At 41.2% G+C, this 23,984-nt stretch carries 18 protein-coding genes; 15 read left to right on the top strand and 3 right to left on the bottom strand.

Translation table 11 applies throughout. The features are described from left to right. Positions 1-156: 156 nt before the first annotated feature. The 4 genes from QPX86_RS15900 (at position 157) to QPX86_RS15885 (ending at position 6,510) form a co-directional block, all read left to right on the top strand. A complete protein-coding gene (locus QPX86_RS15900) occupies positions 157-1,689 on the top strand; it encodes a M17 family metallopeptidase (RefSeq protein WP_285163175.1) in 1,533 nt (510 codons plus the stop codon). A gap of 841 nt (positions 1,690-2,530) precedes the next feature. After that, positions 2,531-3,820 (top strand): NCS2 family permease, encoded by a 1,290-nt coding sequence (locus tag QPX86_RS15895; protein ID WP_220751753.1) that lies wholly within the window; start codon positions 2,531-2,533, stop codon positions 3,818-3,820. A 277-nt stretch (positions 3,821-4,097) separates the two neighbouring features. Further along, on the top strand, positions 4,098-5,252 hold the full coding sequence (proB, locus tag QPX86_RS15890; RefSeq protein WP_220751751.1) for a glutamate 5-kinase: 1,155 nt from the start codon (positions 4,098-4,100) through the stop codon (positions 5,250-5,252). Then, positions 5,242-6,510 (top strand): glutamate-5-semialdehyde dehydrogenase, encoded by a 1,269-nt coding sequence (locus QPX86_RS15885; protein ID WP_285163174.1) that lies wholly within the window; start codon positions 5,242-5,244, stop codon positions 6,508-6,510. The genes proB and QPX86_RS15885 overlap by 11 nt, the downstream gene beginning before the upstream one ends. A 145-nt stretch (positions 6,511-6,655) precedes the next feature. On the opposite strand, the gene QPX86_RS15880 is transcribed toward QPX86_RS15885, so the two are convergent. Both QPX86_RS15880 and QPX86_RS15875 read right to left on the bottom strand, forming a co-directional pair. After that, positions 6,656-6,985 (bottom strand): hypothetical protein, encoded by a 330-nt coding sequence (locus QPX86_RS15880; RefSeq protein ID WP_259651193.1) that lies wholly within the window; start codon positions 6,983-6,985, stop codon positions 6,656-6,658. 216 nt (positions 6,986-7,201) lie between these two features. Continuing rightward, positions 7,202-8,137 (bottom strand): DMT family transporter, encoded by a 936-nt coding sequence (locus QPX86_RS15875; RefSeq protein WP_285163173.1) that lies wholly within the window; start codon positions 8,135-8,137, stop codon positions 7,202-7,204. Positions 8,138-8,410: 273 nt separating this feature from the next. Between QPX86_RS15875 and dnaK the strand changes: the two genes are divergently transcribed. The 9 genes from dnaK (at position 8,411) to greA (ending at position 20,788) form a co-directional block, all read left to right on the top strand. Next, entirely contained in the window at positions 8,411-10,330 is a 1,920-nt protein-coding gene (gene dnaK, locus QPX86_RS15870; protein ID WP_220751743.1) for a molecular chaperone DnaK, read from the top strand. A gap of 87 nt (positions 10,331-10,417) precedes the next feature. Further along, positions 10,418-11,551, top strand: a complete 1,134-nt coding sequence (dnaJ, locus tag QPX86_RS15865) for a molecular chaperone DnaJ (RefSeq protein ID WP_220751741.1) — start codon at positions 10,418-10,420, stop codon at positions 11,549-11,551. Positions 11,552-11,714: 163 nt separating this feature from the next. Beyond that, a complete protein-coding gene (locus tag QPX86_RS15860; protein WP_285163172.1) occupies positions 11,715-12,947 on the top strand; it encodes a DEAD/DEAH box helicase in 1,233 nt (410 codons plus the stop codon). Between the two features lie 127 nt (positions 12,948-13,074). Then, positions 13,075-13,872 (top strand): M48 family metallopeptidase, encoded by a 798-nt coding sequence (locus QPX86_RS15855; RefSeq protein WP_285163171.1) that lies wholly within the window; start codon positions 13,075-13,077, stop codon positions 13,870-13,872. 101 nt (positions 13,873-13,973) lie between these two features. Beyond that, positions 13,974-14,588, top strand: a complete 615-nt coding sequence (locus tag QPX86_RS15850; protein ID WP_153916385.1) for an FKBP-type peptidyl-prolyl cis-trans isomerase — start codon at positions 13,974-13,976, stop codon at positions 14,586-14,588. A gap of 52 nt (positions 14,589-14,640) precedes the next feature. Further along, a complete protein-coding gene (gene dapB / locus QPX86_RS15845) occupies positions 14,641-15,453 on the top strand; it encodes a 4-hydroxy-tetrahydrodipicolinate reductase (RefSeq protein ID WP_220751735.1) in 813 nt (270 codons plus the stop codon). 182 nt (positions 15,454-15,635) lie between these two features. Then, on the top strand, positions 15,636-16,793 hold the full coding sequence (gene carA, locus QPX86_RS15840) for a glutamine-hydrolyzing carbamoyl-phosphate synthase small subunit (protein ID WP_220751733.1): 1,158 nt from the start codon (positions 15,636-15,638) through the stop codon (positions 16,791-16,793). A gap of 27 nt (positions 16,794-16,820) precedes the next feature. Further along, positions 16,821-20,045, top strand: coding sequence for a carbamoyl-phosphate synthase large subunit (carB, locus tag QPX86_RS15835; protein ID WP_220751732.1), 3,225 nt, complete (start codon positions 16,821-16,823; stop codon positions 20,043-20,045). 266 nt (positions 20,046-20,311) lie between these two features. Continuing rightward, entirely contained in the window at positions 20,312-20,788 is a 477-nt protein-coding gene (gene greA, locus QPX86_RS15830) for a transcription elongation factor GreA (RefSeq protein WP_220751730.1), read from the top strand. 153 nt (positions 20,789-20,941) lie between these two features. Here the strand turns inward: greA and yhbY are convergent, their stop codons facing one another. Further along, a complete protein-coding gene (yhbY, locus tag QPX86_RS15825; protein ID WP_055023703.1) occupies positions 20,942-21,241 on the bottom strand; it encodes a ribosome assembly RNA-binding protein YhbY in 300 nt (99 codons plus the stop codon). Between the two features lie 90 nt (positions 21,242-21,331). On the opposite strand from yhbY, the gene rlmE reads away from it, so the two are divergent. Next, the gene (gene rlmE, locus QPX86_RS15820) at positions 21,332-21,961 is read left to right on the top strand and encodes a 23S rRNA (uridine(2552)-2'-O)-methyltransferase RlmE (RefSeq protein ID WP_220751728.1); all 630 of its coding nucleotides are present in this window, start codon (positions 21,332-21,334) and stop codon (positions 21,959-21,961) included. Positions 21,962-22,015: 54 nt separating this feature from the next. Next, entirely contained in the window at positions 22,016-23,974 is a 1,959-nt protein-coding gene (gene ftsH, locus QPX86_RS15815) for an ATP-dependent zinc metalloprotease FtsH (RefSeq protein WP_285163170.1), read from the top strand. Positions 23,975-23,984: the final 10 nt, after the last annotated feature.

Below are 23,984 nucleotides of genomic sequence, written 5' to 3'. Positions count from 1 at the left end.
CCATTTGATTGTTTGCTCTTTATCAAATATATGTAAATAAATATTAACCCTCGTAAGGTTTTAAATTTATATACTTTGATGATGGTTACTCGCTATTATTTATTGTTCAAAGCAGACTGTTCATACCTTAATAAAAAATACTAAAAAGGAAGGCTCATGTTTCAAGTGGATCTAGTAGACGTTCAGAGTGATGAAGCAATTTTTGAAGGACATGGCTGGGATGCCGTGATTGTTGTCGCTTCTAATTTAGACAATGTAGCGCAGGATGAAATCAAGCTACTCGCCAATCATGCTAAACAAATTGATCAACGTATTGGACGCAGCGCAACATTATTATTAGCCCCAGGACTTGCTGGCGGTCGTTTAATTGTATCGCCGGTGATCAATGCTGAAAACGAATATAGTGACGTGACCGTATTTGCTAAAGCTGCCCGAGAAGGTATTGCCATAGCTAAAGCCGCTGGTTCAGTTAAACCTTTACTTGTGGTCAGTGAACATAGTGATACTCGTTATCAATATGCCAAGCAAGTTTCGGCTTTAGCTTGCGGCCAAGAGTTATGGCAATCACTTGAGTATCGCGAAGCTGAACAAAGCTCACCAGCAATGATTAATATAGGATTATTGGTGACTCAATCTTGCAGTGAGTTACTCAATGCACTTGAAAGCGGCAAAGTACTTGCTCGTGACTTATGCGGAACTGAACCAGAAAGAATGGCTGCACCAGCATTTGCTGACTATTGCGTTGATGCTTTTGAAGGCAGCGGCTTGAGTGTATCAGTTGTTGAGGAACAAGAGGAGCTTGAGCGTGATTACCCTCTGTTGTGCGCAGTAGGACGAGCGTCATTTTGTGTTCCAAGACATCAACCTCGAGTCGTTAAAATTGAATATGCATCAGAAGGCGAAATTGAAAAAACCTTCTTATTTGCAGGAAAAGGCGTGATTTACGATACCGGTGGTGCAGATATTAAGGTCGCTGGCGGGATGGCTGGCATGAGCAGAGATAAAGGCGGCGCAGCAGCCGTTGCTGGACTTATGAAAACCTTATCGATTTTAAAGCCTAAAGGTATTCGTGTTATTGCTGAGCTTGGTTTGGTTAGAAACAGTATTGGCAGTGATGCTTTTGTACCTGATGAAATTATCAATAGTCATGCAGGTGTTCGAGTCAGAATTGGTAACACTGATGCTGAAGGGCGTTTAGTGTTAGCAGATTTATTATCACATTTAAGATTAAAGGCGGTAACAGCTGTGAACCCGCAACTATTTTCAGTTGCTACATTAACAGGTCATGTAGTGCGCTGTTATGGCGGTTATACTGCAGTAGTTGAAAATGCGGTGTCAAAGCAGATGGGCATTGGTGAAGGTATTGCGGCAATTGCAGATCAATGGGGGGAGTCGGTTGAGCTTTCTCGTCTTCGTCATGATGATTTTGCTAAAGTAAACAATATATCAGGGCAAGGTGAATTGTTGTCATCGAATAACGGACCATCTGCTATAACAGCCCGCGGACATCAATATCCTGCTGCTTTTTTGATTAATGCATCGGGTTTAGCTGAACATGGGACTCAATCGCAAACCCCTCTGCCTTTTGCACATATTGATATTGCGGGTAGTGCCACAGAAGGCCACCCTTTATACGGTAAACCTACTGCTTCACCGTTGGTAACTTTATTACATAAGGTTACAATCTAACCTGTGGTAGCTTAAAGTTTAACCAAACACTATATATAGTGGCTCTGTTGCGTAAGTAACAAAGCCGCTGGTATTTTTACAGTCCTTTAAATGTAATTTAGTTTCTTTTTTGGCTGTTTTTAAATTATTTTTAAATAATACTTGTAATAAAATTACATTTTGGTATTATTACTCTCGTTGAAGAGCACGGTGCTTTTCAATTCTAGTTCATCCAGGAAGGATAAAGTCTCCAAGGAATCGAGTAAGTAAGTTGTCTCAATGGATTGAGAAAAGTAAGTTCCAAGGAACCGAGCCCAGCAAGACTAGGTTTTAAACAACTTTATTTGGAGTATTTACTATGTCTTATACAGGCAATCAATATATTTATTGGCAAAACACTTGGTTAAGTTCTGATGCTTTAGCAGGTGGTTTATATGCCATGACCTTCAAGGGCTAACCCATCCTTGATTGTAAGTTTTACCCGTATCAACCCTTTTTTCTGTCGCCTCACGGCGATCTTAGACAACAGTAAGCTAGTTCTCTATTGCTAGTTTATTTTGAAGTTTTATCACTTTATTGTGATTCAGTTTTCCCATCCCCATACCGGAAAACTTGTTAACTTGTCAGCCTACTCATTGAGTAGGCTTTTTTTTGCCTGTCTATCACGAACTCAAGCGAATCAAACGATTAAATTGTCTTGCTAGCAAATATGAGTGTTTATATTGTGAATATGGCTATACGGCATATAAATACCTATAATCCTCGTCATTAAAATGTCATCTTTTTATTCTTTAGTATTTTGAAGAGGCTAAATAAGGTTGACCCCAATTCGTTCAATTCCCTTTTCAAGGATTTAAGTTTCATGTTAGAGAAACTGTTCAAACTCAAAGAAAACCAGTCAAATTTAAAACAAGAAGTGATCGCGGGTATTACAACTTTTTTAACCATGGCATATATTATTTTTGTAAATCCGATGATGTTAGCGGATGCAGGCATGGATCAAGGTGCAGTATTTGTTGCGACTTGTTTAGCTGCGGCGGTGGGTTGTTTAGTCATGGGGTTTGTGGCCAATTATCCAATTGCATTAGCACCAGGTATGGGATTAAACGCATTCTTTACCTATACCGTTGTTGGTGAAATGGGTTATAGCTGGGAAACTGCGTTAGGTGCGGTTTTCATGTCTGGTATTTGTTTTTTAATCTTGTCTTTGGTCAAAATTAGAGAATGGATAGTTAATAGCATTCCAATGAGTCTGCGTTTGGGTATTGCTGCTGGTATTGGTTTGTTTCTTGCCTTTATAGGCTTAAAAGCAGCGGGCATTGTCGTTGCTAGCCCTGCAACATTAGTTACCATGGGTGACATTACTTCGTTCCCCGCAGTAATGGCAGCATTAGGTTTCTTCTTAATTATTGCTATGGTACAACGTGGGCTTAAAGCTGCTGTTATTTTAAGTATCTTTATTGTGACTGCATTAGGACTGATATTTGGTGATGTCGCCTACAACGGTGTGGTGTCGATGCCGCCTTCTATAGCGCCGACATTTATGAAAATGGACTTATCGAGTGTATTAGAAATCAGTATGATTTCGGTGATATTTGCCTTTTTGTTTGTTGATTTATTCGATACCTCAGGCACCTTGGTTGCTGTGGCTCAGCGTGGTGGATTTCTTGATGAGCAAGGTCGCTTACCAAGAGTGAAGCGTGCGTTAAGTGCGGACAGTTTAGCAACAATTGCAGGGGCAAGCTTAGGTACTTCTACAACAACCAGTTATATCGAAAGTACAGCTGGTGTCAGTGCCGGTGGCAGAACGGGTTTAACGGCAGTGGTTGTAGGAGTTTTATTTCTGCTAGCATTATTTTTCGCCCCGCTTGCGGGAATGGTGCCAGCTTACGCAACCAGCGGCGCGCTGTTTTATGTGGCAATCTTAATGATGTCTGGTTTAGTTAACGTTGAATGGGAAGATTTAACAGAAGCCGCACCGGTAGTGATTGTTTGTTTACTGATGCCATTAACCTTTTCAATTGCCAATGCAATTGGCTTTGGTTTTATTTCTTATGCTGTGATTAAATTGCTTACTGGGCGTTTCAAAGACCTTAACCTTGGCATTGTATTTATTGCTGCATTATTTTTAATCAAATTCGTATACGGTTAATGATATGACTTGTTTGTTTTTGGTTAATGTTTAGTGTTTTGCTTGCAGTGGTATATTGAGGCTTTATTTATAAAGCCTGCCTTTTAAAGGTTTTGTTAATTGAAAGGTGTAAGCTAAAATAAAGTGGTTAGTTAAGTATTTGTTAAGGGTTATGCATTGCATAGCCCTTTTTTGTGCAGAATCATAAATTAAGTCATGAATTTCATTTAACAATACCAAGGATAGCTATTATTCTTTGGTCTAATTAGGTATAAAAATCTTCCATTAAAATGTTTGTTTGGAAAGGTACCAAATGTCTTACCAGCGGGTAGTAATAAAATTAGGCACCAGCGTGCTCACATCAGGCAGTAATAAGCTTGATAAAGCACATATGGTTGAGCTAGCAAGACAAATGTCTTTGTTAGTGCGTTCAGGTTTTGAAGTTGTTCTTTGTACTTCTGGTGCAATTGCAGCTGGGCGTGAGCACCTGCAGCACCCCGAGCTCCCCGATGACGTACCTCACAAACAACTCCTTGCTGCAGTAGGTCAAAGTCAGTTAATTCTTGCTTGGAGTGAAGTCTTTAGTATTTATGGTTTGCATGTAGGGCAGCTGTTATTAACTGGTGCTGACTTGCATGATCTTGAGCGTTACATGAATGCTGGCGATACGATTAATGTCTTGTTGCAAAACAACATAATTCCAATCATTAATGAAAATGATGCTGTCGCCACTAATGAGATTAAAGTGGGTGATAATGATAATTTATCAGCCAGAGCTGCATTGCTATGTGAAGCTGACCTGCTAATGTTGCTGACGGATCAAAAAGGCTTATTCGATGCCGACCCGAGATCGAACCCAAATGCCAAATTAATCACTACCGTAGCCACCATCGATGACAACTTACGTCAGTTAGCTGGAGGCGCTGTATCAGGGCTGGGCACTGGTGGCATGGCTACAAAATTAGAAGCTGCTGACATTGCTAAAAGAGCTGGGGTAGAGGTGGTGATAGCTTCAGGTCATCACCCAGATGTCATAACAAAAATTGCCAATAATGAATCAATAGGCACGCATTTTAGCGCGATTAAGAATCCACTAAGTTATCGCAAACAGTGGATTTTAGTAGGACCTGCAACAGAAGGGCGATTTGTACTCGATGACGGTGCATGTCATGCGGTTGTCGAAACAGGCAGTAGTCTGTTGTCAAAAGGCATAGTAAGCATTGAAGGCGAATTCGAACGTGGTGCGATTGTGTTATTGACCGATCAATCTGGCAATGTGATAGCAAAAGGTCTAAGCCGCTATTGTTCACGTGCCATGGTGATAATTGCTGGCAAGCATTCTAATGAAATAGAAGAATTGATTGGTTATGATTATGGCGCTTCTATAGTCCACCGTAACGATATGGTGTTATTAGACTGCGAACAATTTAAGGGAAGCAAACATGCCTCATAAAGAGTATTTACAAACATTAGGCAAGCAGGCAAAAACTGCAAGCTTTGCCTTGGCTAATCTATCTAGTCAAAAAAAATCTGAATTATTACATTGTATTAGTGAGCAGCTATCACTTTACAGTGATTCCATCCTTGCTGCAAATGCCAAAGATGTCGCAGCAGCGAAAGTCAATGGCTTAACTGATGCCATGATTGATCGCTTGTTACTGGATAATGAAAGGTTAAACGGCATTATTGCTGATATCGATAATGTGATTAACCTTGCCGATCCAGTAGGTAGTGAATCTGGTAGTCAGTTATTAGACAATGGTTTGCGATTAACTCAGCGCCGTGTGCCATTAGGTGTCGTAGGGGTGATTTATGAAGCACGTCCAAATGTAACTGTTGATATTGCGGTTCTTGCATTAAAAACCGGTAACGCGGTTATTTTACGTGGCGGTAAAGAAACACTGACTTCTAACCAAGTATTAAGTGATGTCATTCGTAAAGCATTAACCCTTCAAGGTTTGCCTGAAAATGCAGTTCAGTTAATCAATTCAACAGATAGAGAGCTGGTAACTGGATTACTTACCTTAGATCAGTATGTTGATATGATTATTCCACGTGGTGGGCAAACGCTGCAACGTTTATGTGCAGAAAAAGCCAGTATTCCTGTGATTTTAGGCGGCATCGGGATCTGTCATTTGTACCTTGATAAAATGGCTGATCTTAGCCGCAGCGCTGAAGTGATTATCAATGCTAAAGTGCAGCGTCCTACAGTATGTAATGCGCTTGATACTTTGTTAATACATCAAGATGTTGCAGCTGAATTTCTACCAGTATTGTTTAAGCAGATGTCAGCTTTAGGAGTGAGTTTCTATACGTGTGATAAAACCAAAGTTTTGGTTGATACTCAAGAATTTGAAATTCATTCAGCTACTGATGAAAGCTATTCGACTGAATGGTTGTCATTAACCCTAGGTGTAAAAGTGGTATCTGATATTGATACCGCCATCGAGCATATTCGTAAGCACTCTAGTGGTCACTCTGAAGCGATTTTGTCTGATGATATTAATGCAACGTGTCACTTTATGAATCAAGTGGATTCAGCTGCCGTTTATGTTAACGCCAGTACTCGTTTTACCGATGGTTCTCAATTTGGTTTAGGGGCGGAGGTTGCTGTAAGTACCCAAAAACTTCATGCTCGCGGGCCAATGGCACTGGATGCATTAACGACCTATAAGTGGTTGGCTACGGGTGATTATACTGCTCGCAGTTAATGTGTATTGAGTTAATGATTAAGCTCGTATAGCACCTGACTCAAAGCTGTCACAATAAAAAGCACTTCGGTGCTTTTTTCTTTTACGGTTTAAGGGGTGGAAATAGCAGGCAAGGTTTTGCCTATCTTGGTTACTTTACGACGGACTATTGAGTATAAATAAGGTGGCTCGGCATGGCTGGAATTGTTAAACGTAAATAGGTGGCATAACACCAAACTCCAAAACTGCTTAATGTCATGATGATCGCGGCAATACGAGTAGCTTGCACATACTCTTTCATGAATGGAAAGTATTTAGATTGAATGCGGTTAGTAAAATAGACAGCAGGAAAAATAAAAACGCAGATATACATAGCAGGGTATTGAGTTGAGCTATCACCATAACAATACTCAAATACCATGATGCATACCGTTATTAATAAACTGGTAATACGGATCCTTGTTTCGACAGTGTCACTAAAATTCCACCGCGGCATTCCCATTGCCAATATCTCCATTATTTACATGTAACATATTAATAACAACTAATAAGCTAGCTGACAACCAGCTTATTAAGGTTAGTACTAAATATAGTCAGGTATTAATAAGATCAGTTACTAAATATCGTTAAGTACATAACACTGAAAGTTACCAATTAGCTACTGTACTGATAGAACTATCTCGCGTATTTATTTTTAAATAGTCGACTGATTCTATTGTTTAACTTTAGACATAAGCTTATGTACTAGCATAGGCATAGGTTTTTGAATTAATTTTGGTAATGCTTTTTGCAGTATTAGCCCTGTTAGAATGAAACATAATCCTATGTATGTACTTACGGTGATTTGCTCTTTTAATATCACTGAAATTAAAGCAACAGATAATACCGGCGTTAAGAATACCAGTGTGGTGATATTCGAAGTTTTATTGGTGGTTTTTAGTGCCATTAACCATAGTACGAAAGTTAAGCCCATTTCAAAAAGCCCAACATACATACCAGCTGCCAGTGCTGACCAGCTTATTGCTTCAATGGGTTGATGCAGCATCATTGCAGCTGTAACAAATGGTAAGCCAATGAGAAAACTCAGTAATAGACTGACAATCGCATCGCCATCATCTTTAGTATTAATCACCCAATACAAACACCAGATCACCGTACTGCTTAATACAAAAGCGATGCCTGTAGGGCTATCAAAATTAAAACTGGTGAGATTACCACTGCTAGCAATAACGTAAACGCCGCTATAAGCAATAAATGCCGCCATTACATCGACTTTAGTCTGTTTATGGCCTAGTAAAGGCACCGCTAAAATTGGCAGTAATATTGCCCAAGTGTAATTAAGTGACAATGCTTGCTGGGCGGGCAACAAGTCATAGGCTTCAAATAAAACGTAATAATATAAAAATGGATTCAATAGACCAGTGAATAAATAAAATAGCGGTTGTTTGATAAATTGTTTAGCGATTAAACCAAAATGACCTTGGGCTATTACGATCATACTTAACGCAAAAATAGAGGTAATGACTGCCACAAAAACCAGTTGCAGTGGGGTGAAATAACCTAGTGCAATTTTAAATGCAGTCGCGACAGTCGACCACAGTAATACGGCCAAAAGGCCATAAATGTAAGCAAGAGTAGTGTTCGACAATGTCTTTCCTATTTGAGAATAATAAGCAGGTGAGATATTTTTCAAGATTGTATGCAATATGCAATATGAGTGCACTATTTAATTTCTATTTGCTCAAGATATTTTAAATAAATTTACGATCTAGCCCTTGTAATTCTGATCGCTGTCCCAATATATGCAGTAAGGCTGATATGAGAGGCAAAAAATTAGGACTTGAAATTACAAATCCTGACCCCATATCAACAACCATAAGCAAATTTAGAAACACTAAAATTTTATATTTCGGAGATCCTCATGGGCAAAATTATTGGTATTGACTTAGGCACAACAAACTCTTGTGTTGCTGTCCTTGATGGCGACAAAGCTCGCGTAATTGAGAACGCTGAAGGCGAACGTACTACATCATCTATCATCGCATACACTGAAGATGAAACATTGGTGGGTTCACCAGCTAAACGTCAAGCGGTTACCAACCCAACTAACACTTTCTTCGCGATTAAGCGTTTAATCGGTCGTCGTTTTAAAGATGACGAAGTTCAACGTGATGTTGACATCATGCCTTTCAAAATCATTGGTACTGACAATGGTGATGCATGGGTTGAAGCACACGGTAAGAAAATGGCTCCACCACAAGTTTCTGCTGAAATCTTGAAAAAGATGAAAAAAACTGCAGAAGACTTTTTAGGTGAAGAAGTAACTGAAGCAGTTATTACTGTTCCTGCTTACTTTAACGATTCACAACGTCAAGCAACTAAAGATGCTGGTCGTATTGCTGGTCTTGATGTTAAACGTATCATCAACGAACCAACAGCTGCAGCATTAGCTTACGGTATCGATAAGAAGCAAGGCGACAATGTTGTTGCTGTTTACGATTTAGGTGGTGGTACTTTCGATATCTCTATCATTGAAATCGATAGCAACGATGGCGACCAAACTTTCGAAGTACTGGCGACTAACGGCGACACTCACTTAGGTGGTGAAGATTTCGATAACCGTCTAATCAACTATTTAGCTGATGAGTTCAAAAAAGAGCAAGGTCTAGACCTACGTAACGACCCGCTAGCAATGCAACGTGTTAAAGAAGCTGCAGAAAAAGCGAAAATTGAACTTTCAAGCACAACTCAAACTGAAGTTAACCTGCCTTACATCACTGCAGATGCAACAGGTCCTAAGCATTTAGTGGTTAAAATCACTCGTGCTAAGTTAGAGTCTTTAGTAGATGACTTAATTCAACGTTCTTTAGAGCCACTAAAAGTTGCTCTAGCTGATGCTGACTTATCAGTTTCTGATATCAACGAAGTTATTCTTGTTGGTGGTCAAACTCGTATGCCTAAAGTACAGGCTGCAGTAACTGATTTCTTCGGTAAAGAGCCACGTAAAGACGTTAACCCTGATGAAGCTGTAGCGGTAGGCGCGGCAATTCAAGCAGGCGTACTTTCTGGTGACGTTAAAGATGTATTGTTACTTGACGTAACACCGCTTTCTTTCGGTATCGAAACTATGGGTAGCGTGATGACTCGTCTAATCGAGAAAAACACTACTATCCCTACTAAAGCACAGCAAGTTTTCTCAACTGCTGACGACAACCAAAGTGCTGTGACTATTCACGTACTTCAAGGTGAGCGTAAGCAAGCGAGCTACAATAAGTCTTTAGGTCAGTTCAACCTTGAAGGTATTGAGCCTGCTCCACGTGGCCAACCTCAAATTGAAGTTGCATTTGATATCGATGCCGATGGTATCTTAAACGTATCAGCAACTGATAAGAAAACAGGTAAAGCGCAAAACATCACTATTAAAGCTAACTCTGGTCTAAGCGACGAAGAAGTAGAGCAAATGGTACGTGATGCTGAAGCTCATGCTGATGAAGATGCTAAATTCGAAGAGCTAGTTCAAGCTCGTAACCAAGCTGATGGCATGGTTCACGCGACTAAGAAGCAAATCGAAGAAGCTGGCGAAGCATTACCTGCTGAAGAAAAAGAGAAGATTGAAGCTGCAATGGCTGAAGTTGATACTGCTACTAAAGGTAACGACAAAGAAGCAATTGATAAAGCAACTCAAGCATTAATGGAAGCGTCAGCTAAATTAATGGAAATTGCTCAAGCTAATGCACAAGCACAACAAGGTGAAGCTCCAGCACAAGATGCTCAAGAAGCTAAGCCTGAAGATGACGTTGTTGATGCTGAGTTTGAAGAAGTAAAAGACGACAAAAAGTAAGCTAAATAGTTAGTTAACTTTCAGGCGGGCGTTGAGAGAAATCTCTAACGCCCGTTCGTACAATACCTGCTTGAGAAAACTGAGATTATGTCAAAGCGAGATTATTACGAAGTTCTTGGTGTCGGTCGTGACGCTAGTGAACGAGAAGTCAAAAAAGCCTATAAACGTTTGGCGATGAAGTTTCACCCGGATCGCAACCCTGGTGATCAAGAAGCTGAAGCAAGCTTTAAAGAAGTTAAAGAAGCTTACGAAATTCTAACGGATCCCAATAAAAAAGCAGCTTATGATCAATTTGGTCATGCTGGTGTTGATCCTAACCGTGGCGGCGGTGGTCATGGTGGCGCTGGCGATTTCGGTGATATCTTCGGTGACGTGTTCGGTGATATTTTTGGCGGTGGACGTCGTGGCGGTGGGCAACGTCAAGCGGCTCGTGGTAGTGACTTACGTTACAACCTTGAGTTATCGCTTGAAGAAGCTGTTCGTGGCTTATCAAAAGAGTTACGCATTCCAACACTAGCAGCTTGTGATACCTGTGATGGAAGTGGCGCTAAGAAGGGCACTTCAGCAACTACTTGTGGCACCTGTCATGGTCAAGGCCAGGTACAGATGCGTCAAGGCTTCTTTGCTGTTCAACAAGCCTGTCCGACTTGTCATGGCCGCGGTAAGATCATTAAAGATCCATGTAACAAATGTCATGGTGAAGGTCGCGTTGAGAAGAGCAAAACATTATCAGTTAAAATTCCTGCTGGTGTTGATACGGGTGACCGTATTCGCTTATCTGGTGAAGGTGAAGCTGGTGAATTTGGCGCACCTCCTGGTGATTTATATGTTCAAGTCAGCGTTCGTGAACACGCCATCTTTACTCGTGACGGTAATAACCTGTACTGCGAAGTACCTATCTCGTTCAGCAAAGCTGCACTTGGTGGTGAAATCGAAGTACCAACACTTGATGGTAAAGTGAACCTGAAAATTCCTGCTGAAACACAAACTGGACGTATGTTCCGTATGCGTGGCAAAGGGGTTAAATCAGTTCGCAGTCATGCTGTAGGTGATTTGCTTTGTAAGGTTGTTATGGAAACTCCGGTTAACCTAAACGACAAGCAAAAAGAGTTATTACGCGAATTTGAAGCGACACTGACTGGTCAATCTAAGAAGCATAGCCCTAAGGCTGAAGGTTTCTTCGATGGCGTTAAAAAATTCTTTCACGATTTAAATAGCTAATCGTCGAAAAGGTCTAAGTTATCGACACATTGATAACTTCTGGCACATATAAAGGCTGCTTACACTAAGTAAACAGCCTTTTTTATTGCAAAAAAATCATTCTACTGAATACTATTGCAAAACAGTTCTCCATATTAAATCCCTTCAATTAGGTGCAAATTGCATGTCGTTTTCGTCGTTTTTGCTTAACCCAATGCTAGTAGGTGCTTTGCCTGCTTCAGTCGTTAAACCAACTGAAGTACAAAGAAAAGCGATTCCCGAAGTGTTAAATGGACGAGATGTCATAGCGCTGGCACAAACCGGTAGCGGGAAGACCTATGCTTTTGGCTTACCCATTTTGCACAGTATTAATCAAAATCAGTCAATGGGGTTATCTGCCGTCATTATCGTGCCGACGAGGGAACTGGCTAAGCAAGTTGCTGATGGATTATCGCAAGTTTCAGCAGTGATAAATGTTCGGGTTGAGCTTGTATGTGGCGGAGAAGACATTGAACTGCAAAAAGAGCGTTTATCAACTAATGCCGATGTCATTGTGGCAACACCCGGTAGATTACTTGCCTTGGTCACGCAAGGTGTAGTGCAGTTTGATGATTTAAAGTATTTGGTTTTAGATGAAGCCGACCGACTTTTAGAAATGGGTTTTATCGCAGATATTAAGGCACTTATTGCTCAGATGCCAAAAAGGCAAACATTGTTATTTTCCGCAACCATGCCTGATGAATTAAATGTATTAACTCAGCAAATATTGAGCAATAAGTCAGTTCGTGTAGAGGCTGATGTGGTCAACACCATAGTTGAAGATATCACTCAAACGATTTATCACATCAATAAAGGCAGCAAAGCGAAAGCGATAATTGAACTGATTAAGCATAACGATTGGGCTCAGGTAATCGTGTTCGTAAATGCCAAAGACGATGCGGATGCCTTATGTAAAAAACTGCTAAAAGCGAAAATAAATGCTGCATCGTTACATAGTAACAAAGAGCAAGCTCAGCGCAGTCAGATCCTTGAAATATTCAAAGCCAAGCAATTAACTGCATTAGTCGCGACCGATGTATTAGCACGTGGGATCCATATTGAAGCATTACCGGTAGTGATTAACTTTGAATTACCTGAGCAGGCTTCAGTGTATGTTCATCGTATTGGCCGAACTGCTCGCGCTGGATTAAGTGGTAAAGCAATCTCGTTTATCAGCCATGCAGAAATGCAAAGGTTAGCAGCCATTAGGGAACTCACGACTCAGGCATTACCTCTGAGTGAGTTAGAAGGTTACCCTGTTACTGATAAACAGGTGGATCCCAATAGCACACGCCCTGCTAAAGATAAGCAGGCAAATAGACGAACGGCCAAAAAACGCAGCAGTCGTGACTTTACTAAAAAGCGTAGCACTCGCTGATTCTGTATTCACAAACTCACCTTAATCAAGTCATCTGTTTCATTGTATTGAATAACTGAAACGGTTTAAAATATTGTAAATAGGTAGAGTTATTCCGTTAACAAGTCATTATTTAAAGGGATGTAAAATGAAGAAATTAGCGCTGACATTAATGATCCCAGTGTTATTGGCAGGTTGTGCAACGACAAAGTCACCTACAGGCCGAAGCCAAGTGTTGTTATTTGATAAAAATCAAATGACTGAAATGGGGGCGCAATCATTTACTGCGATGAAGAAAGAACAAAAAATCAGTAATGATAAGCAAAAAACAACCTATGTGAACTGTGTAGCTAACCGCATTACAGCAGTACTACCAGATCAATCCTTACAGTGGGAAGTTGTGTTGTTTGATTCTGAGCAGGTGAATGCATTTGCACTGCCAGGTGGTCACATTGGGGTCTATACCGGCTTGTTAGAAGTGGCAAATGATCCTGACCAGCTTGCTACTGTTATTGGCCATGAAGTCGCGCATGTATTAGCAAGGCATGGTAACGAGCAAGTGTCACGGGCTCAAATGACCAACACTGGCATGCAACTGGCTGATGTGGCACTAGGCGCTGGCGGCGTTTCTAATAAAGATTTGTATATGGCAGGTTTAGGCCTTGGTACTCAGGTAGGGATTTTACTGCCTTTTGGCCGAGACCAAGAAAGTGAAGCTGATGAGTTAGGTTTAGAGTTAATGGCAAAAGCGGGTTTTAACCCTGCAATGAGCGTGACATTATGGCAAAACATGGCGAAAGCTGGCGGCGAACAAGGACCTGAGTTGTTCTCTACTCATCCATCGCATTCGACTCGTATTTCTGATTTAAAAGCGCTGCAGGCGAAGACAGCCCCTTTATATGAGTCTGCAAAAAAACAGTCACTGACACAATGTAAAAATGGCTAATGAAAAATAGTCAATATCACCGCAGATTAGCGCCCATCACGCTTTAAAGTGTGCTAAACTGCCCCGCAAATTTTAACTGATGAATTGAGAGTAAATAAGTTATGTCAGAGTTCAACACAATGGAACAGCAAGCAAGTTACGGTGTAGGTCGTCAAATGGGTGAGCAACTAGCTGCTAACTCTTTCGAAGGTATCGATATCCCTGCAGTACAAGCTGGTCTAGCGGATGCGTTTGCAGGTAAAGAAAGCGCTGTTGCAATGGAAGACTTACAAGTGGCTTTCACTGAAATCAGCCGTCGTTTACAAGCTGCTCAAGAAGAAGCTGCTGCAGCAGCTTCTGCTGAAGGCGAAAACTTCTTAGCTGAAAATGCTAAGCGTGAAGGTATTACAGTTACTGATTCTGGTCTTCAATACGAAGTTATTGCACAAGGCGAAGGCGAAAAGCCAACACTTGATTCAACTATTCGTGCTCACTACCACGGTACTTTCATCAACGGTGAAGTATTCGATAGCTCTGTAGCTCGTGGCGAGCCGGCTGAATTCCCTGTTTCTGGTGTTATCGCTGGTTGGACTGAAGCATTACAACTAATGCCAGTTGGTACTAAGCTTAAATTATTCGTTCCACAACACTTAGCTTATGGCGAACGTGGTGCTGGTGCTTCAATCCCGCCATTCTCGGCGTTAGTGTTTGAAGTAGAATTATTAGAAATCGTTTAATGATTAACGCCTAAGTCTAACTTAGGCGTTTTTGTATCACTGGGAGAAAGACATGACTGCAAAAGTAAGAATCGCTGTTGTTGGTGCCAGTGGCCGAATGGGTCGCACATTGATTGAAGCTGCTAAGCAACATGAAATGATTTATTTAGGTGCAGCTGTTGAGCGAACTGGTTCTACCCTTATTGGTGTAGATGCGGGTGAGCTTGCTGGCGTTGGCACTATGAATGTCGCGATTACAGATTCATTAGATATTGCATCAGAACACTTTGATGTATTAATTGATTTTACCTCTCCAGAATCGTCGCTTGTTCATCTTGATTGGTGTTCAAAAAATAATAAGGCGATTGTGATTGGTACAACAGGTTTTAATCATGCTCAAAAAGAGATGATTAATGCATTTGCTGAACTGACACCTGTTGTGTTTGCTCCTAATATGTCTGTTGGCGTTAACTTAACCCTAAAGCTATTAGAGTTGACTGCTAAAGTCATGGGCGATTACACAGATATTGAGATTACTGAAGGCCATCATCGTTACAAGAAAGATGCGCCATCTGGTACGGCATTAAAAATGGGTGAAGTGATTGCTGATACCCTCGGCCGAGATCTTGAAGAGTGCGCTGTTTATGGTCGTGAAGGTATGACGGGTGAACGAGATAGGAATACCATTGGCTTTTCTACTATACGTGCCGGTGATATTGTTGGCGATCATACCGTGATGTTTGCCGATATCGGTGAAAGAGTTGAAATAACTCACAAAGCGACCAGTCGAATGACATTTGCTAACGGTGCAATGCGTGCAGCCTATTGGTTATCCGATCAGGATTCAGGCTTATACGACATGCAGCAAGTGTTAGGACTCAATTAATATTTTAAAAAAACCACCTTCGGTGGTTTTTTTTTGGGGAATAATTGTTCCCAAAATAAAATAACAAAGCATAGACGCTTTTACTTAATTCATATAAAATCGCTGGAATTTGCCAAAATTTCGTAAATTGGTAGGTTTGTAAAAATAAAACAGCCATAATTTCAGTGGCTTGGCTCTTTTTTTTGGAGGTCGCGTTGACACAGTCTGCCTTACTCGTACTCGAAGATGGAACCGTATTCTCTGGCACAGCAATTGGTGCCGATGGACTCACTGTTGGTGAAGTAGTTTTTAATACTTCAATGACAGGCTATCAAGAGATTTTAACGGATCCGTCATATTCTCGCCAGATCGTAACTTTAACTTACCCTCATATTGGTAATACCGGCACTAATGATGAAGATACAGAATCTGATTCAGTTCATGCTTGTGGTCTTATCATTCGAGACTTACCTCTATTAGCCAGCAACTTTCGTAACCAACAATCATTAAGCGATTACTTAAAATCGAATAATGTTGTGGGTATCGCGGATATTGATACACGTAAACTAACTCGTATTTTACGTGAAAAAGGTTCGCAAGCCGGCTGTATTATGGTTGGCGATATCGACGAAGCTAAAGCATTAGCGGCAGCGAAGGCATTCCCTGGTTTAAAAGGTATGGACTTAGCAAAAGAAGTCACTACCGAGTCTACTTATCAATGGCGTAAAGCTAGCTGGCGTTTAGTTGGCGGTTTACCTGATGAGACTCCTGAGTCAGAACTTAAATATAAAGTGGTTGCTTTCGATTACGGCATCAAACGTAACATCTTACGTATGTTAGTTGACCGTGGTTGTGATGTGACTGTAGTACCTGCGCAAACTTCTGCTGCAGAAGTATTAGCGATGAATCCAGATGGGATATTCCTATCAAATGGCCCAGGGGATCCAGAGCCATGTGATTACGCTATTACTGCTATTCAAGAAATCCTAAAAACTGATATTCCAGTATTTGGTATTTGTCTTGGTCACCAGTTGCTAGCACTAGCATCAGGGGCTAAAACCTTGAAGATGAAGTTTGGTCATCATGGTGCAAACCATCCTGTGAGCGATATCGAAAAAGGTAATGTAATGATCACCAGCCAAAACCACGGTTTTGCTGCTGATGAAGCGACATTACCAGAGAACATTAAAGTAACACATAAGTCGTTATTTGATGGTTCACTGCAAGGTATTCACCTTACTGATAAGCCAGCGTTTAGTTTCCAAGGCCACCCTGAAGCGAGCCCTGGACCGACAGATGCGTCACCGCTGTTTGATCATTTCATTGAATTGATTGAGCAATTTCGTCAAAACGCTAAATAGTTAGGTCACTCGGAGAAGATAGAAGCAATGCCAAAACGTACTGATATTAAAAGTATTCTAATCCTAGGCGCTGGCCCAATCGTAATTGGTCAGGCATGTGAATTTGACTATTCTGGCGCGCAAGCCTGTAAAGCGCTGCGTGAAGAAGGGTACCGAGTTATTCTAGTTAACTCTAACCCTGCAACGATCATGACTGACCCTGAAATGGCTGATGCGACATACATCGAGCCGATTCATTGGGAAGTGGTTCGTAACATTATCGCTAAGGAAAAACCTGATGCGATTTTGCCTACCATGGGCGGTCAGACTGCGCTTAACTGTGCTCTTCAACTTGAAGCTGAAGGCGTACTAAAAGAATTTAACGTTGAAATGATTGGTGCAACAGCTGACGCAATTGATAAAGCTGAAGACCGTAGTCGTTTTGATACTGCAATGAAAGCCATTGGTCTTGAATGTCCACGTGCTGGTATTGCTCATACAATGGAAGAAGCTCATGGCGTTTTAGAGCAAGTAGGCTTCCCATGTATTATCCGTCCTTCTTTCACCATGGGTGGCAGTGGCGGTGGTATCGCATACAACAAAGAAGAGTTTGAAGACATTTGTTCTCAAGGTCTTGAGCTTTCGCCGACGAGCGAGTTATTGATTGATGAATCGCTCATTGGTTGGAAAGAGTATGAAATGGAAGTGGTTCGTGACCGCAACGATAACTGTATTATCGTATGTGCAATCGAGAACTTCGATGCAATGGGTGTACATACTGGTGATTCAATCACAGTTGCTCCTGCGCAAACATTAACAGATAAAGAATACCAATTAATGCGTAATGCTTCTTTAGCAGTACTGCGTGAAATTGGTGTGGAAACTGGTGGTTCTAACGTTCAGTTTGGTATTTGTCCAAATACAGGCCGTATGGTTATCATCGAGATGAACCCGCGTGTATCTCGTTCATCTGCATTAGCATCTAAAGCAACGGGGTTCCCAATTGCTAAAGTGGCTGCAAAACTGGCTGTTGGCTTTACTCTAGATGAGCTAATGAATGATATTACTGGTGGTCGAACTCCAGCATCATTCGAGCCTGCTATTGACTACGTTGTGACTAAAGTTCCTCGCTTCAACTTCGAGAAATTTGCTGGTGCCAATGATCGTCTGACGACTCAAATGAAGTCAGTAGGTGAAGTAATGGCGATTGGCCGTACTTTCCAAGAGTCACTGCAAAAAGCATTACGTGGCTTAGAAGTCGGTCGTAATGGTTTTGATTCTGTTATCGACATTACGCTTCCAGAAAGCATGCAGCAAATTCGTCATGAATTAAAAGAGCCGGGTGCTGATCGTATTTGGTACATCGCTGATGCATTCCGTGCAGGTCTTAGCCGTGATGAAATTTTCAGACTGACAAACGTTGACCATTGGTTCTTAGTTCAAATTGAAGATCTCATTGCTCAAGAAGCTAAAGTTTCAGAAGTAGGGATGTCTGGTCTAAATCAAGAATTCTTACTTAAGCTTAAACGTAAAGGTTTTGCTGATTCACGTTTAGCTGAAATCTTAGGTGTAAGCGAAACCGAAGTTCGTAAGATCCGTGATAGCTATGGTATGCACCCTGTTTACAAGCGTGTTGATACTTGTGCTGCAGAATTTGCGACTGATACGGCTTACATGTATTCAACTTACGAAGAAGAATGTGAAGCTGCGCCATCAACGCGCGATAAAATCATGATTCTTGGTGGTGGTCCTAACCGTATTGGTCAAGGTATTGAGTTTGATTACTGTTGTGTACACGCGGCACTAGCATTGCGTGAAGACGGTTACGAGACCATTATGGTTAACTGTAACCCTGAAACAGTTTCAACTGATTACGATACATCTGACCGTTTATACTTTGAGCCTGTTACGTTTGAAGACGTACTTGAGATTGTTCGTATTGAAAAGCCAAAAGGCGTTATCGTTCAATATGGTGGTCAAACTCCACTTAAACTTGCTCGCGCTCTTGAAGCTGCTGGCGTACCTATTATTGGTACTAGCCCAGACTCTATCGACCGCGCAGAAGACAGAGAACGCTTCCAACAAGCGATTCAACGTCTTGAAATGAAGCAACCTGAAAATGATACTGTTACGACAGTAGAAGGTGCGGTTATTTCAGCTGAGCGTATCGGTTATCCGTTAGTTGTTCGTCCATCATATGTACTAGGTGGCCGCGCAATGGAAATCGTTTATGACGAGCAAGACTTACGTCGTTACTTTAACGAAGCTGTTAGCGTATCTAACTCATCTCCAGTATTGCTTGATCGCTTCTTAGATAATGCGATTGAAATTGATATTGATGCAGTTTGTGATGGCGAAATTGTGGTTGTAGGTTCTATCATGGAACACATTGAACAAGCGGGTGTTCACTCAGGTGACTCAGGTTGTTCATTGCCACCTTACAGTTTAAGCGAAGACGTACAAAACCGTATGCGTGAGCAAGTTGCTAAATTAGCAATGGAATTACGTGTAATTGGTTTGATGAACGTTCAGTTTGCGGTTAAAGATGACGAAATCTACATGATTGAAGTTAACCCGCGTGCTGCTCGTACTGTCCCGTTTGTGTCTAAAGCGACTGGTATTCCATTAGCGAAGATTGCAGCTCGTGTTATGGCAGGTCAAAGCTTAGCATCACAGAACTTTACTAAAGAAGTTATCCCTCCTTATTTCTCAGTGAAAGAAGTGGTATTGCCATTTAACAAGTTCCCAGGTGTTGACCCAATGCTTGGCCCTGAAATGCGCTCAACAGGTGAAGTAATGGGTGTGGGTGACACATTCGCTGAAGCCTACGCTAAAGCGCAACTTGGTGCTACCTCAGAAGTTCCTAAGTCAGGTCGTGCATTAATCTCAGTACGTAACAGTGATAAAGCACGTGTAGCTGAACTGGCTGCTAAGCTAATTTCACTAGGTTATGAAATCGATGCTAGTCATGGTACCGCAGTAGTACTTGGCGAAGCGGGTATTAACCCTCGCCTAGTGAACAAGGTACATGAAGGTCGTCCGCATATTCTCGACCGTATTAAAAATGGTGAATACACTTACATCATTAATACGACAGAAGGGCGTCAAGCGATTGAAGATTCACGTCAAATTCGTCGTGGAGCACTTCGTTACAAAGTGAATTACACGACAACATTGAATGCAGCTTTCGCAACGTGTATGGCACATTCAGCTGACGACAGAAATAATGTGAGTTCAGTTCAAGAATTACATGAAAGAATCGCAAAAAATTAATATTGTTTAATTATTTGCTTATTTGATTAAAAAGGCTGCATTCGTGCAGTCTTTTTTATTACTATTTTTTGACAGTCAGTAGTAAGTAATCTCAAGTTTATGTAAGCTTAGAGCATCATCATTAGATGCATCCTCAACGCAAGACACCGCATCATTAAAACGTTTTTGTTGTAAAGATCGTGCGCTATGCGAATTAACCAGATTTAACTGTGTTGACTAAACGTCGACACGGGGTGCTTTTGTTTTTAAAGGAGACATAAGACATTATGAATACCGTCCCTATGACGATTATTGGAGCTGAGCAGCTTCGCAAAGAATTAGATGAATTAAAATTTGAACGTCGCCCAAGTATTACTTCTGCTATTGCTGAAGCGCGTGAATTAGGCGACTTAAAAGAAAATGCTGAGTACCACGCAGCACGTGAAGAACAAGGTATTTGTGAAGCGCGTATTCGTGATATTGAAGGCAAATTATCTAATGCCCAAATTATTGATGTAACAGCTATGCCAAATACCGGACGGGTAATTTTTGGTACAACTGTGACAATTTTAAATGTTGATACTGATGCTGAGTCAACTTACCGCATTGTTGGTGATGATGAAGCAAACATCAAGGAGAACTTAATTTCAGTTAATTCTCCAATCGCTCGCGGCTTAATTGGTAAGAGTATTGATGATGAAGTTGCTATCACAACACCAGGTGGCACAGCTGAGTATGAAATTACTGCGGTTGAATATATCTAGTCATATTTGATATCAATATTAATTACTACTTAAGATTGATATTTTATAGTGATAAAAAAACCACTGCATGGCAGTGGTTTTTTTAGGTCAGAATGAATATTTGAATCGTATTGACTGCAAGATGAACATTAGACCTTAAGTTGTTTGACGAAATTATTTTGCTTTTGGAATGGCAACTTTCATTTCAGCAGACTGACGGAAAATAACTAAGGTGTGTCCGATAAGCTGTATCTTGGTTGATTGTGTTTCGCGAATAATCGCGTCAACGACAGCATTTTTAAGCTCTCTATCAGAAGAGCCTACTTTCACTTTTATTAGTTCATGATGAGTGAGTGCACTATCAATTTCAGCCAGCACACCTTCGGTCAAACCATTAGCACCAAGCAGCACTACTGGCTTTAAGTTATGCGCCAGGCCTTTTAAATGCTGTTTTTGTTTGGTTGTTAAGTTCATTTGTACCAACTTTTTGAATGTTACTGTTGAAAAACGGCTATTCTACCCTTATATAAGCTTTATGTAACTCCAAATCGTTACGGAATTTAAATGGCAACGAAAAAACGTTCGGCTAGTTCGAGCCGATGGATGCAAGAACATTTTGACGATCACTACGTTAAATTGTCTCAAAAGCGAGGTTTACGTTCTCGCGCAGCATTTAAGTTGGAAGAAATCCAACAAAAAGATAAACTCATTAAACAAGGTATGACAGTTGTTGATTTAGGTGCTGCGCCTGGCGGCTGGTCACAAATTGCTGTTAAATTGGTTGGTGAAAAAGGTAAATTGGTCGCGTGTGACATTTTACCAATGGATCCAATTGTGGGAGTTGACTTTTTACAAGGCGATTTCCGTGAAGAGAAAGTGCTTGACGCTTTACTTGACCGTGTTGGTGAGGATAAAGTGGATGTAGTGCTTTCTGATATGGCGCCAAACATGAGTGGTTCAGATGGAGTGGACCAACCTAGGGCGATGTATCTTGTAGAATTAGCATTAGATATGTGCCATCAAGTATTGGCGTCTAATGGGAGTTTTGCAGTAAAAGTCTTTCAGGGGGAGGGCTTTGACGAGTACATGAAAGCAGTTCGACAAGCTTTCACTACCGTTAAAACACGAAAACCAGATTCATCGCGACCACGTTCACGTGAAGTGTATATAGTGGCGACTGGTTACAAGTTATAGTAGTCTAACGATTAATTATCGTGGGTCTTCAAGAGGTCTAGAAATTTGAGTGACATGGCAAAAAATTTAATTCTCTGGGTTGTCATCGCCGTTGTGCTGATGTCAGTTTTTCAGGGTTACTCCCCCTCTTCTTCGTCATCGCAGAAGATGGACTATTCCGTATTTTTAGATAGTGTCCGTAATGGCAATATCAATTCGGTTGAAATCAAAAGTGACCAGCGAACTATTGAAGGAATCAAACGTTCTGGAGAGAAGTTCACCACAATTATGCCTATGTATGACCAAGATTTAATTAATGATCTTGATCGCAAAGGGATTTCAATGAAAGGGCAGGAAGCTGAAGAATCTAGTTTCTTAACCCAAATATTCATCTCTTGGTTCCCAATGTTACTGCTTATCGGTGTATGGATTTTCTTCATGCGTCAAATGCAAGGCGGTGGCGGTAAAGGCGCTATGTCATTTGGTAAGAGTAAAGCCAAATTGATGAGCGAAGACCAAATTAAGACCACTTTTGCTGATGTTGCAGGTTGTGATGAAGCAAAAGAAGACGTTAAAGAATTAGTTGATTACTTAAAAGAACCAACTCGATTCCAAAAGTTAGGTGGTCGTATTCCTACTGGTGTGTTGCTAGTGGGTCCTCCTGGTACAGGTAAAACTCTGATTGCTAAAGCGATTGCCGGTGAAGCTAAAGTACCATTCTTTACTATTTCAGGATCTGACTTTGTTGAAATGTTTGTTGGTGTCGGCGCATCTCGTGTGCGTGACATGTTTGAACAAGCTAAAAAATCTGCACCTTGTATCATCTTTATCGATGAAATTGATGCTGTAGGTCGTCAACGTGGCGCCGGTGTTGGTGGTGGTCACGATGAACGTGAGCAAACATTGAACCAAATGTTGGTTGAAATGGATGGTTTTGAAGGTAATGAAGGTGTCATCGTCATTGCTGCAACAAACAGACCTGACGTATTAGATGCTGCATTACTTCGTCCTGGTCGTTTTGACCGTCAAGTGGTTGTTGGCTTGCCAGACGTACGTGGTCGTGAACAAATTCTTAAAGTACATATGCGTAAAGTACCATTAGGTGACGGTGTTAAAGCCAGTGTTATCGCTCGTGGTACGCCAGGTTTCTCTGGTGCTGACTTAGCTAACTTAGTTAACGAAGCGGCTTTATTCGCTGCTCGTGGTAATCGCCGCGTAGTAGGAATGGAAGAGTTCGAAAGTGCTAAAGATAAAATCATGATGGGTGCAGAACGCCGTACCATGGTGATGTCTGAGGAAGAAAAAGAAATGACGGCTTATCATGAAGCCGGTCATGCTATTGTGGGTTGTTTGGTGCCTGAGCACGATCCAGTTCATAAGGTAACGATTATTCCTCGTGGTCGTGCATTAGGTGTGACTTTCTTCCTGCCGGAAGCTGATGCTATTAGCCAAAGCCGACGTAAACTTGAAAGCCAAATTTCTGTTGCTTATGGCGGCCGTTTAGCTGAAGAGCTAATTTATGGTGGCGAAAAAGTGTCAACTGGTGCATCTCAAGATATTAAGTATGCTACGTCTATTGCACGTAACATGGTTACCCAATGGGGCTTCTCTGAGAAGTTGGGTCCTGTTTTGTACGCTGAAGATGAAGGCGAAGTGTTCTTAGGTCGCAGTATGGCTAAATCTAAGAATATGTCTGACGAAACAGCAGGCATGATCGATCAAGAAGTTAAACACTTAATCGACAGTAACTATGAGCGTGCTAATCAATATTTGACTGACAATATGGATATTCTTCATTCAATGAAAGATGCATTGATGAAGTATGAAACTATTGATGCTGAGCAAATTGATGACTTGATGAATCGCCGTGAAGTGCGTCAACCTGCCGATTGGCAAGCTGATGATTCAATGGACGACCAAGATAAAGGTACACCGGTAACACCTGAAGCAAATGCAACAGAAGAAGCTGCTGAAGAACCTGCAGCTGAAAAGCCAGATACCGAACCAAAAACTGATGAGTCACCTGCAAAATAAGCTGTTGATT

The organism is Shewanella goraebulensis, assembly GCF_030252245.1.
GTDB lineage: Bacteria > Pseudomonadota > Gammaproteobacteria > Enterobacterales > Shewanellaceae > Shewanella > Shewanella goraebulensis.
Note: the sequence above shows the minus strand (reverse complement) of the source record. Positions and strands in the feature narration are given on the sequence as shown.

Excerpts from the sequence above, each read along its gene's own strand:
- QPX86_RS15900 (WP_285163175.1), top strand. The coding sequence starts at position 157 with ATGTTTCAAGTGGATCTAGTAGACGTTCAGAGTGATGAAGCAATTTTT.
- QPX86_RS15895 (WP_220751753.1), top strand. The coding sequence starts at position 2,531 with ATGTTAGAGAAACTGTTCAAACTCAAAGAAAACCAGTCAAATTTAAAA.
- QPX86_RS15885 (WP_285163174.1), top strand. The coding sequence starts at position 5,242 with ATGCCTCATAAAGAGTATTTACAAACATTAGGCAAGCAGGCAAAAACT.
- QPX86_RS15880 (WP_259651193.1), bottom strand. The coding sequence starts at position 6,985 with ATGCCGCGGTGGAATTTTAGTGACACTGTCGAAACAAGGATCCGTATT.
- dnaK (WP_220751743.1), top strand. The coding sequence starts at position 8,411 with ATGGGCAAAATTATTGGTATTGACTTAGGCACAACAAACTCTTGTGTT.
- dnaJ (WP_220751741.1), top strand. The coding sequence starts at position 10,418 with ATGTCAAAGCGAGATTATTACGAAGTTCTTGGTGTCGGTCGTGACGCT.
- QPX86_RS15860 (WP_285163172.1), top strand. The coding sequence starts at position 11,715 with ATGTCGTTTTCGTCGTTTTTGCTTAACCCAATGCTAGTAGGTGCTTTG.
- QPX86_RS15855 (WP_285163171.1), top strand. The coding sequence starts at position 13,075 with ATGAAGAAATTAGCGCTGACATTAATGATCCCAGTGTTATTGGCAGGT.
- QPX86_RS15850 (WP_153916385.1), top strand. The coding sequence starts at position 13,974 with ATGTCAGAGTTCAACACAATGGAACAGCAAGCAAGTTACGGTGTAGGT.
- dapB (WP_220751735.1), top strand. The coding sequence starts at position 14,641 with ATGACTGCAAAAGTAAGAATCGCTGTTGTTGGTGCCAGTGGCCGAATG.
- carB (WP_220751732.1), top strand. The coding sequence starts at position 16,821 with ATGCCAAAACGTACTGATATTAAAAGTATTCTAATCCTAGGCGCTGGC.
- greA (WP_220751730.1), top strand. The coding sequence starts at position 20,312 with ATGAATACCGTCCCTATGACGATTATTGGAGCTGAGCAGCTTCGCAAA.
- yhbY (WP_055023703.1), bottom strand. The coding sequence starts at position 21,241 with ATGAACTTAACAACCAAACAAAAACAGCATTTAAAAGGCCTGGCGCAT.
- rlmE (WP_220751728.1), top strand. The coding sequence starts at position 21,332 with ATGGCAACGAAAAAACGTTCGGCTAGTTCGAGCCGATGGATGCAAGAA.
- ftsH (WP_285163170.1), top strand. The coding sequence starts at position 22,016 with ATGGCAAAAAATTTAATTCTCTGGGTTGTCATCGCCGTTGTGCTGATG.